Raw genomic sequence first — 15708 nt, 5'->3', positions numbered from 1 at the left:
GGCCAGATTGATATTGATCTGAGCCCGTTTGAAAAGAAAAGCCACGGTATTCATCTTCCGTGGCTTTTTTTTGTCTAAATCGTACTATCTTATGTAAGGGCTCGGTCATGAGCCCTGCTTGGACTATACGGAGATGCCCCTGAATGATGCGCCAATACGAACTTGTTGAACGGGTGAAAGCCTATGATCCGGACGCGTGTGAAACAACGCTGAACCGGGCATATGTTTATGCAACCCAAAAACACGGTTCGCAGAAGCGTGCGTCCGGCGACCCGTATTTTTCCCATCCGATCGAAGTCGCGGGCATTCTGACCAATTACAAGCTCGACTGTGACACGATCATCACAGCATTGCTGCACGACACCATCGAAGATACCGATGCCACCCCCGAAGAGATCACCAAGCTTTTCGGGACCAACATCATGAAGCTGGTCGATGGTGTGACCAAGCTGACCCAGATCGAGCTGAAATCGGCAGATTCCAAACAGGCAGAGAACTTCCGCAAGTTGCTGCTTGCGATGTCGGAAGATATCCGTGTTCTTCTTGTGAAGCTGGCGGACCGTCTGCATAACATGCGGACCCTGCATTATATCTCGAAGCCGGAAAAACGCGTGCGTATTGCGGCGGAAACGCTTGAGATTTATGCACCGCTTGCCGAACGTATCGGTATGCATGACATCAAGGAAGAGCTCGAAGATCTTGCCTTCCAGCATATCAATCCCGAGGCTCGTGATTCTATTCTGGCGCGTTTGGAATTCCTGCGCGAAAAGGATGACAACGTTGTCAGCCGCATTGTCTCGGAGCTCAAGGAAGTCATTTCGCGGCAGGGATTGAAGGTCGATATTTACGGGCGTGAAAAACGTCCATATTCGATCTGGCAGAAAATGCAGCGCAAGAACATCACGTTTGGCGAGCTGTCAGACATCATGGCATTCCGTGTCCTGGTTGATGACATGCCCGAATGTTACGAAGTTCTTGGCTATATGCATGCCAATTACAAGGTGGTGCCGGGCCGGTTCAAGGATTACATCTCGACCCCAAAGCCCAACGGATATCGTTCGATCCACACCACGGTTCTCGGACCGGAAAACCATCGGATCGAGGTGCAAATTCGTACCCGCCAGATGCACGAGGTCAACGAAAACGGTGTGGCCGCGCACTGGGCCTATAAACAGGAAGCCCCGACAGGACAGCAAAAAGAAGGTGTTCAGTATCGCTGGCTGCGTGATCTTCTGGATATTCTTGAACATGCGTCGGAACCCGAAGAATTCCTTGAACATACCAAGCTTGCGATGTTCCAGGATCAGGTCTTCTGTTTCAGTCCGAAGGGCGACGTGATCGCCCTGCCGGCACGCGCGACCCCGGTTGATTTCGCTTATATGATCCATACCCATATCGGGGACACCTGTGTGGGGGCCAAGGTCAATGGCGCGATGGTGCCGTTGCGCACTGTGCTCAATAACGGTGATCAGGTCGAAATCGTCACATCAAAGGCGCAAACGCCGAATCCGACCTGGGAACGGTTTGTTGTTACCGGGAAGGCACGGGCGCGTATTCGCCGCTTCATCCGTCAGCAGCAGGAAGACCAGTACAAGGATCTTGGCAAGGCAATCCTGCAAAAGGCATTCCGTCAGGAAGGCTATGATTATTCCGACAAGGCGATTGAAGGCGTTCTCAAGATCTTCAAGCAGCCATCTGTCGATGCGCTTCTGACGCTGGTTGGTGCGGGCCACCATACCGGACGCGAAGTTGTTCATGCGGTCTTCCCGGGCTCCAAGGACAAGGAAACCGCACGCAAGGTTGTCCCGCTTGAAAAGGTCCGGGCGCGCAAACATGACCACGCTATTCCGATCAAGGGCCTTATTCCCGGGATGGCTGTGCATTATGCCGGCTGCTGTCATCCGTTGCCCGGTGACCGCATTGTCGGGATTGTTACAACCGGCAAGGGCGTGACAATCCATACGATTGATTGCGATACGCTTGAAACATTTACCGAGCAGCCGGAACGCTGGCTTGATGTTGGTTGGGACAATGACGGTGAACCCGAACATTTCATCGGACGTCTGGGCTTGACGGTCGGGCACGAGCAGGGGGCGCTCAGCTCGATTACCAGTGTGATTGCCAAGAACCATGGCAACATTACCAATCTTCGCTTTACCAATCGCACGACGGACTTCTTCGAAATGCTGATTGATATCGACGTTGTCGATGTCAAACACCTGACCAATATCATCGCAGCCCTGCGGGCGACACCGGTGGTAAATGCTGTTGAGCGCGCGCGCGGATAATGGCGGGCTGTGAACCCAATCATCTTTTAGGTGAGAAACGCGTAAAAACCTTGCCAAGCGCGCAGTCAGCACTTACCCATATGCCTCGACTTTTTATTGCGTTACCTGATTTGTTCCAGAACTGACCCGCATGTTTCGGCGCCGCATTAAACCATCATCTTTGCAACGAGTACGTAACGTAGTCTGGCCGCGTGGCGGGTGGCGTCGTTCTTCACAGTATTTTGCACATCGTGTCGCACGTTTGCCCGGAACGCCTTACAGCATTGCGTCGGGCTTTGCGATCGGTGCGGCTGTGTCCTTTACGCCGTTTATCGGGTTCCATTTTGTTGTTTCGGCCCTGATCAGCCTGCTGACGCGCAGCAATGTGGTTGCATCCCTTTTGGGGACGGTTGTCGGGAACCCCTGGACATTTCCGTTTATCTGGTTGTGGCTTTATACCTGCGGCAACTGGATGCTGGGTGTTGATGAATCGAGTGTCGCTGTTCATTTTGACATGGCCGTTCTGTGGGACTTTGTGGTTCTGGGACTTAGCTATGTCGGGGGCGGGCTGATCTTCGGGCATTGGGATCCTGCGGATCACCAGACGCTTGGCCAGCTTTGGAGCAGCATCGTTGATATCATCTGGCCGATGCTGGTGGGATGTGTGCCGACTTCAATCGTGGTCTGGGCGCTGTTCTATTTCCCGGTGCGTCGGGCGGTTATCATTTACCGGCACAACCGGATCTTGCGCCGGATGAAAAAATCGGAGCGGCACGGGATTGGTCCCATGCTTGAAAGTGCCAAGGAAAAAATTGGCAGTGCTGCAAAGAATGCCACCAAAAAGCAGGATGAAACCCCATGAGTTCGAAACTTCGGCTCGGCGTTAATATTGATCATGTTGCGACCATTCGAAATGCGCGTGGTGGCAATAGTCCGGATCCCGTGCGTGCCGCCGCCCTTGCAAAGGCTGCTGGTGCCGATGGCATTACCGCACATTTGCGCGAAGACCGCCGCCATATCCGTGACGAGGATATGAAGCGACTTCGCAATGAAATTGACTTGCCCCTTAATTTCGAGATGGCAGCAACTGACGAAATGTTGGCGATTGCGCTGGCGACCAAGCCGCATGCTGTGTGTCTTGTGCCGGAAAAGCGTGAAGAACGGACGACAGAAGGCGGCCTGGATGTTGTTGGCGGCCACAATCACCTTAAACGGTTTGTGTCGGAACTGGGCGATGCGGGTATCCGTGTGTCGCTGTTCATCGAAGCCTCCAAAGATCAGCTTGATGCTGCCAAAAGTCTTGGCGCGCCGGTTGTCGAAATCCATACCGGCGCCTATTGCGATGCTGAAACTGACGCAGACCGTGCCCATGAACTTGAACGTATCCGCAATGCCGTGACATACGGGGCAGGGATCGGGCTTGAAATTCATGCCGGGCATGGGCTTAACTTCGAAACGGTAGAACCGATTGCTGCAATGCCCGAAATTGCCGAACTGAATATCGGGCATTTCCTGATTGGCGAAGCGGTGTTTGTCGGGCTTGAAGCGGCGATTGCCGAAATGCGTCGTTTGATGGATGCCGCACGCGGTCAGACGAGTAATGTGAAATGATCATTGGGATCGGCACGGATTTGTGTGATATCCGTCGAATTGAAACCGCGCTGGAACGCCATGGGGAGCGTTTCATGAAGCGTGTTTTCACCGACGTTGAAATTGCCCGCGCAATTCGAAAGCCGCATCGGACCGCATCATCGTTTGCTATGGCGTTTGCTGCAAAGGAAGCCTGTTCAAAGGCACTTGGTACCGGGTTTCGCCGGGGTGTTTATCACAACACGATGGGTGTGGTACATCAACCAAGCGGCAAGCCGGACATGGTCCTTGTTGATGGGGCGCTGGCGCGATTGAACGAATTAACTCCGGACGGGAAAACTGCTTCGGTGTATGTGACCTTGACGGACGAATATCCCCTGGCGAATGCCGTTGTGGTAATTTCGGCCGACTGACAGATAAATTGATTGGTTAAAAACGGAATGGAAAAGCTTGTGCAGAAAAAGAAAACGGGTGGCCTTTTTGACACCTTGAAGACCGTTTTCTGGGCCATTGTCATTGCACTTTTGGTTCGGACATTTGCCTTCGAACCGTTCAATATTCCGTCTGGTTCTATGATCCCGACCCTGCTGGTGGGGGACTATCTGTTTGTGTCGAAATTCTCCTACGGGTATTCGAAACACAGCATGCCCTTCAGCCTGCCGGTCATTCCGGGCCGTGTATTTGAAACCGAACCGGAACGTGGTGATGTGGTGGTTTTCAAACTGCCGTCCGACACCACCCAGGACTATATCAAACGCGTGATCGGCTTGCCCGGTGATACCGTCCAGGTCACTGACGGGCGCCTTTATATCAACAACAAGCTTGTTGAACGCGAACGGATCGAAGATTACATCCTGACCGATGGTACGGGCCGTTCCGCGGCGGTTCCGCAATATCTTGAAACGCTTCCGAATGGCAAGGTGCATCGTATTCTGGAACTGTTTGGTGATCAGGGTCCAAGTGACAATACCGAAGCCTTTACCGTGCCCGAAGGCCATTACTTCATGATGGGTGACAACCGCGATAATTCGGCAGACAGCCGTGCCTTCCCGTCGCGCTTCCGTTTTGTGCCGATCGAAAATCTGGTCGGCCGTGCCGAATTCCTGTTCTATTCCAAGGACAGCTCGCAGCCGGTCTATGATCTGGGCAGCATCCGGTTTGATCGCCTGTTCCAGGGGGTCAACTGATGAGCGACGGCATACCGGTGATCGCCGAGATTGATCACGGTTTTTCCAATCCTGACCTGCTGCGTGTGGCGCTGACCCATCGTAGTGCGGCAAAGGGCAAGGATGCGCTAAGCGGTGGGAACGAGCGCCTTGAATTCCTGGGCGACCGGGTTTTGGGTCTTGTTGTGGCCGAAATGCTTTACACCCGGTTCGGGCGTGAGCGCGAAGGTGCGATGGCCAAGCGTTTCGTTGCGCTGGTGCGTCGTGAAACTCTTGCGCGTGTGGCCAACCAGATCAATCTGGGTGACCATATCCAGATGGCAAAGGGTGAACGCGCCGCCGGGGCGGACGCCAATCCGGCAATTTTATCTGATTGCATGGAAGCCGTGATTGCCGCACTCTATCTTGATGGTGGACTTGAACCGGCGCGCCGTTTTATTGAAAAGCTCTGGACGCCGCTGCTTGATGAAGACAACAAGCCGCCGCAAGATGCGAAAACGCAATTGCAGGAATGGCTTCAGGGGCGGGGCAAGCCGCTTCCGAAATATGAAATGGTCGGACGTGAAGGTCCGGCACATGCACCGATCTTTACGATCGAACTGACCACCAGTGATGGCGATCGTGTCAGTGCAGAAGGAAAATCGAAACGTGAGGCGGAACAACTCGCCGCCCGCATGATGTTGGACAAACTAAGCGATGAATGAGGTTCCCACACCGGTGGCCGAAGACAGATTACCTTATCAGCAGCGTTGCGGCTTTGTTGCGCTTGTTGGCGCGCCAAATGCTGGCAAGTCGACGCTTCTGAACCAGCTTGTCGGCACCAAAGTGTCGATCGTCTCGCCCAAGGTCCAGACGACGCGTACGCGTGTGCGCGGCATTGTCATGACCGAAGACGCGCAGATTGTTTTCATTGATACCCCGGGTATTTTCGCACCCAAACGCCGTCTGGACCGCGCGATGGTCAAGGCCGCCTGGAATGGTGCGGATGATGCGGATCTGGTGGTTCTTGTCATTGATGCCGGTACCGGCATTACCGACGAGGACCTTGCCATCATCAATCAGCTCAAGGATCAGAACCGCAAGGCTATTCTGGCCCTGAACAAGGTCGACAAGGTCGCAGACAAGGAAAAGCTTCTGCGTCTGTCGCAGGATCTGTTTGCCCATGATGTCTTTACCGATGTCTTTATGATTTCGGCCAAAAAAGGTGCCGGCACCCAGGATCTTGTGAACTTCCTGGCCGCAAAAATGCCCGACGGTCCCTGGATGTTCCCCGAAGATGACGTTTCGGACATGCCGTTGCGTCTTCTGGCAGCCGAAATCACCCGCGAAAAGCTTTATTATCAGCTTCAGCAGGAACTGCCGTATTCCGCAACGGTCGAAACCGAGTTGTGGGAAGAACGCAAGGACGGATCGGTCAAGCTTGAACAGACAATTTTTGTCGAGCGCGAAGGCCAGAAGGCCATCATTCTTGGCAAGGGCGGAAAACGGATCAAGGCGCTTGGCAGCGAAGCCCGCAAGGAGCTCGAAGCCATTTTCGAACGCCGGGTGCATCTGTTCCTGTTCGTCAAGGTTCGTGAGAACTGGGGTGATGATCCCAACCGCTTTGCCATGTGGGGCCTTGATCCCAACGCATAACCGTGCGCGTTGCGCAGACAGATTATCAATTGCCGGGTAGATAATGGAAATCGGATCATTCTGGGGTGTCGTGATGATTGTTGTTGGCGCTGCTGCCGCGATGATTGTTGCCCGTGTGGCCAGACGACCGTTCCGTAACCGCCGCGATTATAACGCTGTGCAACGCGAAAAATCCTTTTTGCATCGCCCGCTTAATCTGATTGCGCTTCTGGTTGCGCTTGGCATCTTTGTGCTTGGCCTGTTCTGGAAAATGACGGGCGGAGGACCAAACTGATGACGCCAAATTCAATCGATCCGATCGATCAGGCCATAGACGAGGTCGAAAACCGTTCATGGCTGCGTAAAGTGGTGTTCGGTATTGCGATCTTTGCACTTTTTTCCTGTCTGTTGGGCATGTTCTTTCTGGTGACCCGTCTGATCGTGCCCAGCGGTTATTTCTAAGAGACCGCGATGGATTGGCGTGATGATGGCATCGTTCTTTCGACACGCAAACTGGGCGAAAGTTCGGTCCGGTTATCCGTCCTGACACGGGATTATGGTCGCCATGCCGGTATGGTCCGTGGCGCCATGAGCAAATCAATGCGCGGCACCCTGGAGCCGGGCAATGAAATCAGGGTAGGGTGGTCGGCCCGCCTTGCCGAACATCTGGGGCAGTTTCGTTGTGAACTGACCGGCGCACATGCCGCGGATCTGTTGTTGCAGCCGGGCCCGCTGATGGCAATGAGTTCTGCCTGTGCGATGCTGGATGCAACATTGCCCGAACGCGAAGCCCATCCCGATCTTTATCATGGCACGGTGGCCCTGATGGCTGCCCTTAAGCTTGACCAGTGGTTGCCGGCCTATATCCGCTGGGAAGTGGGGCTTTTGGAAGAACTTGGCTATGGCCTTGATCTTCAAAGATGTGCCGCGACCGATCTTGCCAGTGACCTTGCCTATGTTTCCCCGAAAAGCGGCCGAGCAGTTAGCGAGGCCGCCGGGCAGGCCTATCGCGATCGTCTTTTGCCGTTGCCGGCGTTTCTTGCCCTTGGGCGGGCGTCGGGACCACGCGCGGATGCCGATATGCTTGAACAGTTGCGTGACGGGTTGAAGTTGACCGGTTTTTTCATTCACCGCGATATTTTCGAAGCCAAGGGCATAAAACCGGTGGCCGCGCGCGACCGGCTGGTCAGCCATGTCTGGCGGCTGTCAGGGGATGATGAAAAATAAATTGGTCAATTTGGTTCGCATCTGTTGACCAAGCCTATGCCCAGCGTAGTATGTTGCCAATATCGCAAGACATTCGGGGTTAGAATGCCCTTGCACCTGTCCATTCTGCCAAGCAACAAGAAAAATCGTTCATGAGCACCAAGACTTCCGAACCGGCCGGCGCCGGTCAAATCAGGGAAACCCGACTTGCTGATGCGCTAAGCGAACGGTATCTCGCATATGCGATGTCGACAATCATGTCGCGTTCCCTGCCTGATGTACGTGACGGCCTTAAGCCCGTGCATCGTCGTCTTCTTTATGCCATGCGTCAGCTCAAGCTGAACCCGGAACAGGGGTTCAAGAAATGTGCACGTGTGGTTGGTGACGTGATTGGTAAATATCACCCGCATGGTGACCAGTCGGTCTATGACGCACTTGTCCGTCTGGCCCAGGATTTTGCGGTACGCTATCCGCTGGTCGATGGTCAGGGCAACTTCGGCAACATTGACGGCGATAACGCCGCGGCAATGCGTTACACCGAAGCGCGCATGACTGCCGTTGCCGCCGCCCTGATGGACGGTCTGGACGAGGATGCAGTCGATTTCCGCCCGACCTATGACGGGGAGGAGCAGGAACCCGTTGTCATGCCGGCAGCGTTCCCGAACCTTCTGGCAAACGGGGCCGCGGGCATTGCGGTTGGTATGGCGACCAATATTCCGCCGCACAATGTCGGTGAAATCTGTGCGGGCCTGATCAAGCTGATCGACAAGCCCGAAACATCGATTGCCGAACTGGTGCGTTGCGTGCCGGGGCCGGACTTCCCGACAGGCGGGGTTCTGGTCGAGCCGCATGAAAATATTCTTGAAGCCTATGCCACCGGGCGCGGATCGTTCCGACTGCGCGCGAAATGGGAAGTCGAAAAACTGAGCCACGGTCTGTATCAGATCGTCGTGACCGAGGTTCCCTATCAGGTGCAGAAGGCCAAACTGGTTGAACGTATCGCCGATTTGATGGTGGCCAAAAAGCTGCCGCTGCTTAATGACGTGCGCGATGAATCAACTGATGTCATCCGTCTGGTTCTTGAACCGCGTACCCGTGCGGTCGAACCGGAACATCTGATGGAAATGCTGTTCAAGAATACCGAACTGGAAATCCGGTTCGGCTTGAACATGAACGTTCTGGATGCCGACAATACGCCGCGTGTGATGAACCTGCGCGAAGTGTTGCGTGCGTTCCTTGCCCATCGTCAGGATGTGCTGATCCGTCGTTCAAACCATCGTCTGGCAAAGATCAATCATCGTCTTGAAGTTTTGGAAGGCTATCTTGTTGCCTATCTGAACCTTGACGAAGTGATCCGCATCATCCGGTTCGAGGATGAACCGAAAAACGCGCTGATGGCGGCCTTCAACCTGACGGAAGTTCAGGCTGATGCGATCCTGAACATGCGTCTGCGGTCGTTGCGCAAGCTCGAAGAGATGGAAATCAAGAACGAGCATGCCAAGCTGACCGAAGAAAAGCAGGGGCTTGAAGCACTTCTTGCCAGCGAAACGCTGCGCTGGGAGAAAATCCGCGATGAAATCGAAGTCATGCGCGAGAATTTCGGCAAGAAAACCGCGCTTGGCAAACGTCGCACCGAAATTGGCGATGCCCCGGAAGAAATCGAAGTGCCGCTTGAAGCACTGATCGAACGTGAACCGATTACGGTGATCTGTTCGAAAATGGGCTGGATCCGTGCCCTCAAAGGGCACACTGCCGATATCAGTGATCTGAAATTCAAGGATGGCGACGAACATCGCTTTGCCATCAAGGCCTTTACGACAGACAAGCTTCTGATCCTGTCGACGGCGGGGCGTTGCTATACCATGTCTTGCGACAAGCTTCCGGGCGGTCGTGGTCATGGCGAACCGATCCGTCTTTCCATCGATCTGCCCCAGGAACATGACATTGTTTCGATGGTGGTTCACAAGGAAGGCCGCAATCTTCTGGTGGCAAGTTCTGCCGGACGCGGCTTCCAGGTCGCGGAAAAAGACGTTGTTGCCCAGACCAAAAACGGCAAGCAGGTCCTGAACCTTGGAACCGGGGAAGTGGCCAAAATCTTCATCCCGGTTGAAAAGGACCATGTTGCGGTTCTTGGTGATAACCGCAAATTGCTGATCTATCCGGTTGATGAAGTGCCGGAAATGACCCGTGGCCGCGGCGTCATCTTGCAGAAATACCGTCAGGGCGGTCTTTCAGACCTTATCCTGTTTAATCTGGAAGACGGTCTGAGCTGGGCAATGGGTGGCAGCGAAGGGCGGACCCGAACCGTTACCGAACTTGCCGAATGGACCGGCAAACGCGCCGGTGCCGGGCGACTGCCGCCAAATGGTTTCCCGCGTTCGAACAAGTTCGAATGACGAAAACAGACCTGAATTAATGCATCAAAAGCCGGATGGAATATCACCATCCGGCTTTTTTTATGCCTGAAACCGGCCCGCGAAGATGCAAACAACATCATATGCTGAGAATTTGGCGAGAAATGGCGGAATTGCGTGCCAAAAGATATGGCGTTTTGGGTGGTTAAAATGTAACTTCGCAACCTGATTAACAGGAAGCCCGCAATATTCCTGTGTGATTCAATAAGGGCTTGGGAGTGAAAAGTGAGATTTCTGGGAAATTTCGTCCACGCGATAGACGGTCTGAATGACTGGATCGGTCGCGGGATAGCCTGGCTGGTAATCCCGATGGTCGTGATCACGTTTCTGGTTGCGACATTGCGTTACGGCTTTGCGGTTGGCTGGGTATCGATGCAGGAAAGCTATATGTGGCTTTATGGCATCATGTTCATGGTAGGGGCGGGATACACGCTTTTGCACGGTGGCCATGTTCGGGTGGACGTTTTCTATCGTCCGGCTTCGGCACGATACAAGGCATGGGTTGATCTTTTCGGATCCCTGTTCCTGATGACCCCGGTACTGGTCATGATCCTGATGTACAGCTATCCGTATGTTGCGACGAGCTGGCACCGTCTTGAAGGATCTCACGAGACGGGCGGTCTTCCGGGTCTGTTCCTGTATAAATCGGTGATTTTGGTGTTTTGTGTGCTGATGCTGCTTCAGGGGCTTTCGCTTGCTGCGCGCAGTATTCTGGTACTTGCCGGTCACAAAGAATTTGAAATCAAAGAAGAAGAACACGAGGGCGTTTGATGACGGGTGAAATTCTTAGCCTGGTGATGTTCGCCGTGGCCTGCGGCGTGCTTCTTCTTGGTTTTCCGGTTGCTTTCTCGCTTGCGGGCACCGGTCTTGCTTTTGCCCTTATCGGCAATGCGATGGGTACATTCGACATGCCGCTTCTGGGGTCGTTGCCGTCACGCTATTTCGGTGTGATGACCAACGAACTCTATGTGGCAATTCCGCTGTTCGTGTTCATGGGGGTTATGCTTGAACGCGCGCGGATCGCCGAAAAGCTTCTGACCACCATGGGCATGCTGTTTGGCACCATGCGCGGCGGTCTTGGCATTTCGGTGGTGATTGTCGGCATGTTGCTGGCAGCATCGACCGGTATTGTCGGTGCGACTGTTGTGACGATGGGCCTGCTCAGCCTGCCTGCGATGCAGAAGGCCGGTTACGATCCGAAACTGTCGACCGGTGTGATCTGTGCGTCCGGTACGCTTGGTCAGATCATTCCGCCGTCAATCGTTCTGGTTCTTCTGGGTGATATCCTTCAGGGCGCTTATGCCGAAGCACAGCGTGCGATTGGCAACTGGGCACCCGAACCGATTTCGGTGATGGACCTGTTTGCAGGTGCCTTCATTCCGGGATTGTTGCTGGTCGCACTTTATATCACCTGGATCATTATCAAGTCGCTGATTGATCCCAAGGCAGCCCCGGCACTGGTCGAAGGCAAACGTCCGGAAGGCCTGTGGGGGGAAGTTCTTCGTGCATTGCTGCCTCCGGGACTTCTGATTGTGGCTGTTCTTGGCTCGATCCTGACGGGTATTGCAACGCCGACTGAATCCGCTGCATTCGGCTCGATCGGTGCGATTGTCCTTGCGGCATTCTACAAGCGCCTCGATATGGCGGTTCTGCGCCATGTTGTGCGCCAGACCGTTCAGGTCAGCGCGATGGTGTTTGTCATTCTGCTTGGCGCGTCGGTGTTCTCGCTGGTGTTCCGCGGTCTTGGCGGGGATCATCTGGTTGAAGAATTGCTGCATAACCTTCCGGGTGGCGTTTTCAGTGCCATGCTGGTCGTCATGCTGCTGATGTTCTTCATGGGCTTCTTCCTCGACTTTATCGAGATCGTGTTTGTCGTGATCCCGATTGTCGGCCCGATCCTGCTTAAGATGGATATCGACCCGGTCTGGCTCGGCGTGATGATCGCCATCAACCTTCAGACCAGCTTCCTGACACCGCCATTCGGTTTTGCACTGTTCTATCTGCGCGGTGTGGCACCGGCAGCGATCAAGACACTTGATATCTATCGTGGTATCATTCCGTTCGTGATGATCCAGATGCTGGGCCTTTGCCTTGTCGCGGCGTTCCCGTGGCTGGCAACCTGGCTGCCAAGTGTTCTGTTCTGATCAGACAACAGATGACCATTTCAAAGAAAGGCACCCGAACGGGTGCCTTTTTTATTGCGCGATCCGTGGATCGATGAGGGGGACATGTCGGGGTATCCCAGCCGTCTTCTGATGTCTTCTCATGTGCGAGGGGCAAAGAAAAAGGGCCGGCAAATTGCCGGCCCTTGATCGTTTCCAGAAATGGAAGATTAGTATTTGAACGGCAGGACACGTGCCTGGGCAAATGCCGATTCCGAGAATTTCGACCATGCGATCGACTGGGTACGGAAAGCAATCAGGCTTTCGAAGACTTCCTGTGACAGCGGGTTCGAAGAAACCAGGTCACGCAGAACCTCACCCGAAAGTTTGCCAAGGCCGGTCAGAATGTCGTCAGAGAACGGACGAACATCGACATTATGCTTGTTGCGCAGGGTGTCGAGTGCCTGAACGTTACGGGCGGTGAATTCCGACAGAACCATCTGGTTAACAGCGCGGTTTGCCTGCTCGACAATTGCTTTCAGATCATCCGGAAGCGCATTCCATGCATCCAGGTTGATGAAGTTGTCAAGAACGGTCGCCGGCTCGTGCCAGCCCGGGTAGTAGTAATATTTCGCCGATTTATAAAGACCGAATGCCAGGTCGTTATACGGACCAACCCACTCGGTCGCGTCAATCGCACCGGACTGAAGTGCCGGCGGGATTTCGCCGCCCGGAAGGTTCACAACGTTTGCGCCAGCCGCTTTGACGACTTCGCCACCAAGGCCCGGAATACGCATTTTCAGACCCTGATAGTCTGCAATGGTGTTCATTTCCTTGTTGAACCAGCCACCCATCTGCGTGCCGGTGTTCCCCGACGGGAAGAACTTACAGTTCAGTTCGGCATAGACCTTGTCAGCAAGTTCCTGACCGCCACCCCACTGGAACCACGCATTCTGTTCCTGAGCGTTCAGACCGAACGGCATTGCTGCGATATACTGGGTCGCGTCAACTTTGCCTTTCCAATAGTAAGGCGCACCGTGGCCCATTTCGACGGTGCCGTTGCCAACAGCGTCAATGGCTTCGAATGCCGGGACGATTTCGCCCGCACCGAAAACGGTAACTTTCAGGCGACCATCAGATGCCTTGGTGATGTATTCAGCAAGAAGGTTCGCACCGGTACCAAGACCCGGGAAGTTTTTCGGCCAGGTGGTGACCATACGCCATTCACGGACGTCCTGTGCAAGTGCCGGTTTGGCAAAAGTGGATGCGGCAGCAGTCGCACCTGCTACGGCAGCGCCAGAAAGAAATTGGCGACGTTTCATTAGTTACAGCCTCCCAAAGATGCAAGCTCATGATTTATATATATCAAAGCCGGTTAACCGGCTTTGTAAGGAGCTTATATGCGTCTTTGGATGCAGGCAACCGGGGATCGAGCTGATTTCTAGGACTTTAGTCTAATGTAGAATGATACGAAAGAAGGGGAGCCCATCCTATGCACAGGTATCGGGTCCGGTGTCGCTCATCGACACCCATTGCCCGTCCCTGAACCCTTCAAGCGGCTGAAAGCGCATCTTGTAGGACATCTTGCGACAGTCGCCGATCCAGTAACCCAGATAGATATGTGGCAAATCAAGAAGTTGTGCTTCTTCGATCAGGTCAAGGATGATGTAGGTCCCAAGTCCGCGCTTGTGTTCTGCCGGGTCAAAAAAGCTGTAAACCGCAGATAATCCGTCGGCAAGATTGTCCACCAGTGCAACGGCAATCAAACTGTTGTCGGCGCGACGATATTCATAGATCGATGTATCAATCGTGCTGTCTTCGATCATGGCGCGATAGTCGCGCGCATCCATCCGGGCCATATCGCCATTGCCATGGCGGGCATCCTGATAGGTGCTGAACAGCTGATATTGTTCCTGTGTGGCTGTTGGCGGCAGGATGGAACGCGTAAGGTCACTATTCTTGTTCTGAATGCGGCGGAACGACCGGCTGTATTCAAAGTCCGGGCATCTTACCCGCACGGGAACACAGGCATTGCAATCGCTGCACGCCGGAAGATAGGCGATGGAATGGCTGCGACGGAAACCGGCGCGCGACAGCAGATCGTGAATATTGTTGGCCTCGGGGCCACGCAATTCGGTCACCAGCTTACGTTCAAATCGTCCGGGCAAATAGGGACACGGCATCGGGGCCGTCATGAAGTAATGCTGCGTAAGGCGGCGCTGGTTGACTGTCATCTGGTATTCTCAATCCCGATCACACGCGATCATCTATATTATGAGATTAAGTGCTGTTTGTGACAGTTTAAAGGTCATGCAGCCAAAAGGGCATTCAAATCTGTGACATCGCCATATGTTTATGGTTGTGACGGCACGCCGAATGTCGGACGACGCGGGGCAGCACCATTGGCCGGTGTCTCGGATTGCTGGGCCGGGGATGCTCCGTTGGCAGGGGTGCCTGTGCCATTGCCATTCTGTCCATCTGATCCCAGTTCTGCGCGTTCACCGGTACCACGTAAAAGCGTGATGCTGATGCGACGGTTTCGTTCATTCTTGGGATCATCAGGTACCAGTGGATCGGTATCCGAAAGACCGGCGACCTTGGCAAAGCGGGCGGTTTCCAGACCCAAGTCCTGAAGGGCGCGGCGCGTGGCCAGTGCACGGTCTGTCGACAGTTCCCAGTTTGAATAACCGTCAAGGCGGTTGAACGGTACCGCGTCGGTATGGCCTTCGATCGAGATATCCTGGGGCATTTTTTCAATGACCTCGGTAACCTTTTCGAGAAGAAGCCGCGTATGTTCAGCCATATCGGCACTGCCGCTCGGGAACATGGCAGTCCCGTCTTCATCAAGGATCTGGATCCGAAGACCTTCGTCGGTTTCCTCGATACGGATGTTCTTCTCAAGACCCTGAAGTTCCGGGCTTTCATCAATGGCCTTCAGGAGTTCTTCCTTGGCCTCGTTGAATTCCTGTTCTTCCATCTGGGCAACACGGATGGCTTCGCGTTCGTCGGGGGACTGCTGTGGCGGGATGTCCATGCTGACAGTTGGCATGCCGAATTCGGAGCGCAATGCGCCTTCTTCTGCAAGGCTGGTCCCGCCGAGCAAACCGCCCGAACCCGAATCATTCTGTGATATGGTTTCAGGTGTGAAATACATTGACACACCCTGAAGCTGTTCTTCGGTAGCACTCGAAAGCAGCCACAGCAACAGGAAGAATGCCATCATTGCCGTCACAAAGTCGGCATAGGCAACTTTCCAGGCACCACCATGGTGCCCGTGCCCACCTTTTTTGATCTTTTTTATAACGATATCGGGCATGTGCTGCGTTTTCCTCTAAACCAAAGCTCCCGG

Annotated in this window: 16 protein-coding genes; 13 read left to right on the top strand and 3 right to left on the bottom strand. The window is 54.2% G+C overall.

Features of this window, described 5'->3' with window-relative positions; all coding sequences use genetic code 11:
- Positions 1-143: 143 nt before the first annotated feature.
- The 13 genes from CU041_RS07330 (at position 144) to CU041_RS07275 (ending at position 12401) form a co-directional block, all read left to right on the top strand.
- Positions 144-2288 (top strand): RelA/SpoT family protein, encoded by a 2145-nt coding sequence (locus CU041_RS07330; protein ID WP_068518982.1) that lies wholly within the window; start codon positions 144-146, stop codon positions 2286-2288.
- Positions 2289-2448: 160 nt separating this feature from the next.
- Complete coding sequence (locus CU041_RS07325; protein ID WP_233433034.1) at positions 2449-3129, top strand: DUF2062 domain-containing protein; 681 nt, start codon at positions 2449-2451, stop codon at positions 3127-3129.
- Positions 3126-3878 carry a pyridoxine 5'-phosphate synthase gene (locus tag CU041_RS07320; protein ID WP_101246295.1) on the top strand — a complete coding sequence of 251 codons (753 nt, stop codon included), beginning with the start codon at positions 3126-3128 and terminating at the stop codon, positions 3876-3878. The genes CU041_RS07325 and CU041_RS07320 overlap by 4 nt, the downstream gene beginning before the upstream one ends.
- Positions 3875-4270: a holo-ACP synthase gene (gene acpS, locus CU041_RS07315; protein ID WP_068518985.1), complete on the top strand. Its 396-nt coding sequence runs from the start codon at positions 3875-3877 to the stop codon at positions 4268-4270. Before CU041_RS07320 ends, acpS begins: the two co-directional genes overlap by 4 nt.
- Before the next feature lie 27 nt (positions 4271-4297).
- Positions 4298-5044: a signal peptidase I gene (lepB, locus tag CU041_RS07310; RefSeq protein ID WP_068518986.1), complete on the top strand. Its 747-nt coding sequence runs from the start codon at positions 4298-4300 to the stop codon at positions 5042-5044.
- On the top strand, positions 5044-5727 hold the full coding sequence (gene rnc, locus CU041_RS07305) for a ribonuclease III (RefSeq protein ID WP_101246294.1): 684 nt from the start codon (positions 5044-5046) through the stop codon (positions 5725-5727). Before lepB ends, rnc begins: the two co-directional genes overlap by 1 nt.
- The gene (gene era / locus CU041_RS07300) at positions 5720-6658 is read left to right on the top strand and encodes a GTPase Era (RefSeq protein ID WP_101246293.1); all 939 of its coding nucleotides are present in this window, start codon (positions 5720-5722) and stop codon (positions 6656-6658) included. Before rnc ends, era begins: the two co-directional genes overlap by 8 nt.
- 43 nt (positions 6659-6701) lie before the next feature.
- Entirely contained in the window at positions 6702-6932 is a 231-nt protein-coding gene (locus tag CU041_RS07295) for a hypothetical protein (protein WP_068518989.1), read from the top strand.
- The gene (locus tag CU041_RS20590) at positions 6932-7099 is read left to right on the top strand and encodes a hypothetical protein (RefSeq protein WP_156480870.1); all 168 of its coding nucleotides are present in this window, start codon (positions 6932-6934) and stop codon (positions 7097-7099) included. Before CU041_RS07295 ends, CU041_RS20590 begins: the two co-directional genes overlap by 1 nt.
- A 9-nt stretch (positions 7100-7108) precedes the next feature.
- Positions 7109-7864, top strand: a complete 756-nt coding sequence (gene recO, locus CU041_RS07290) for a DNA repair protein RecO (protein ID WP_068518990.1) — start codon at positions 7109-7111, stop codon at positions 7862-7864.
- A gap of 131 nt (positions 7865-7995) precedes the next feature.
- Positions 7996-10239, top strand: coding sequence for a DNA topoisomerase IV subunit A (gene parC / locus CU041_RS07285; protein WP_068518991.1), 2244 nt, complete (start codon positions 7996-7998; stop codon positions 10237-10239).
- A gap of 243 nt (positions 10240-10482) precedes the next feature.
- Positions 10483-11028, top strand: a complete 546-nt coding sequence (locus CU041_RS07280) for a TRAP transporter small permease subunit (RefSeq protein WP_068518992.1) — start codon at positions 10483-10485, stop codon at positions 11026-11028.
- Complete coding sequence (locus tag CU041_RS07275; RefSeq protein WP_068518993.1) at positions 11028-12401, top strand: TRAP transporter large permease; 1374 nt, start codon at positions 11028-11030, stop codon at positions 12399-12401. The genes CU041_RS07280 and CU041_RS07275 overlap by 1 nt, the downstream gene beginning before the upstream one ends.
- 188 nt (positions 12402-12589) lie before the next feature.
- Here the strand turns inward: CU041_RS07275 and CU041_RS07270 are convergent, their stop codons facing one another.
- From CU041_RS07270 to CU041_RS07260, 3 genes are all read right to left on the bottom strand, one after another.
- Positions 12590-13681, bottom strand: a complete 1092-nt coding sequence (locus CU041_RS07270; protein WP_068518994.1) for a TRAP transporter substrate-binding protein — start codon at positions 13679-13681, stop codon at positions 12590-12592.
- 168 nt (positions 13682-13849) lie between these two features.
- Positions 13850-14593, bottom strand: a complete 744-nt coding sequence (locus CU041_RS07265; protein ID WP_101246292.1) for an arginyltransferase — start codon at positions 14591-14593, stop codon at positions 13850-13852.
- 119 nt (positions 14594-14712) lie between these two features.
- Positions 14713-15675, bottom strand: a complete 963-nt coding sequence (locus CU041_RS07260; RefSeq protein ID WP_101246291.1) for a flagellar motor protein MotB — start codon at positions 15673-15675, stop codon at positions 14713-14715.
- Positions 15676-15708: the final 33 nt, after the last annotated feature.

Origin of the sequence: Thalassospira povalilytica (genome assembly GCF_002844235.1) — a bacterium.
GTDB lineage: Bacteria > Pseudomonadota > Alphaproteobacteria > Rhodospirillales > Thalassospiraceae > Thalassospira > Thalassospira povalilytica.
This window is presented reverse-complemented; position numbering and strand designations above follow the sequence as displayed.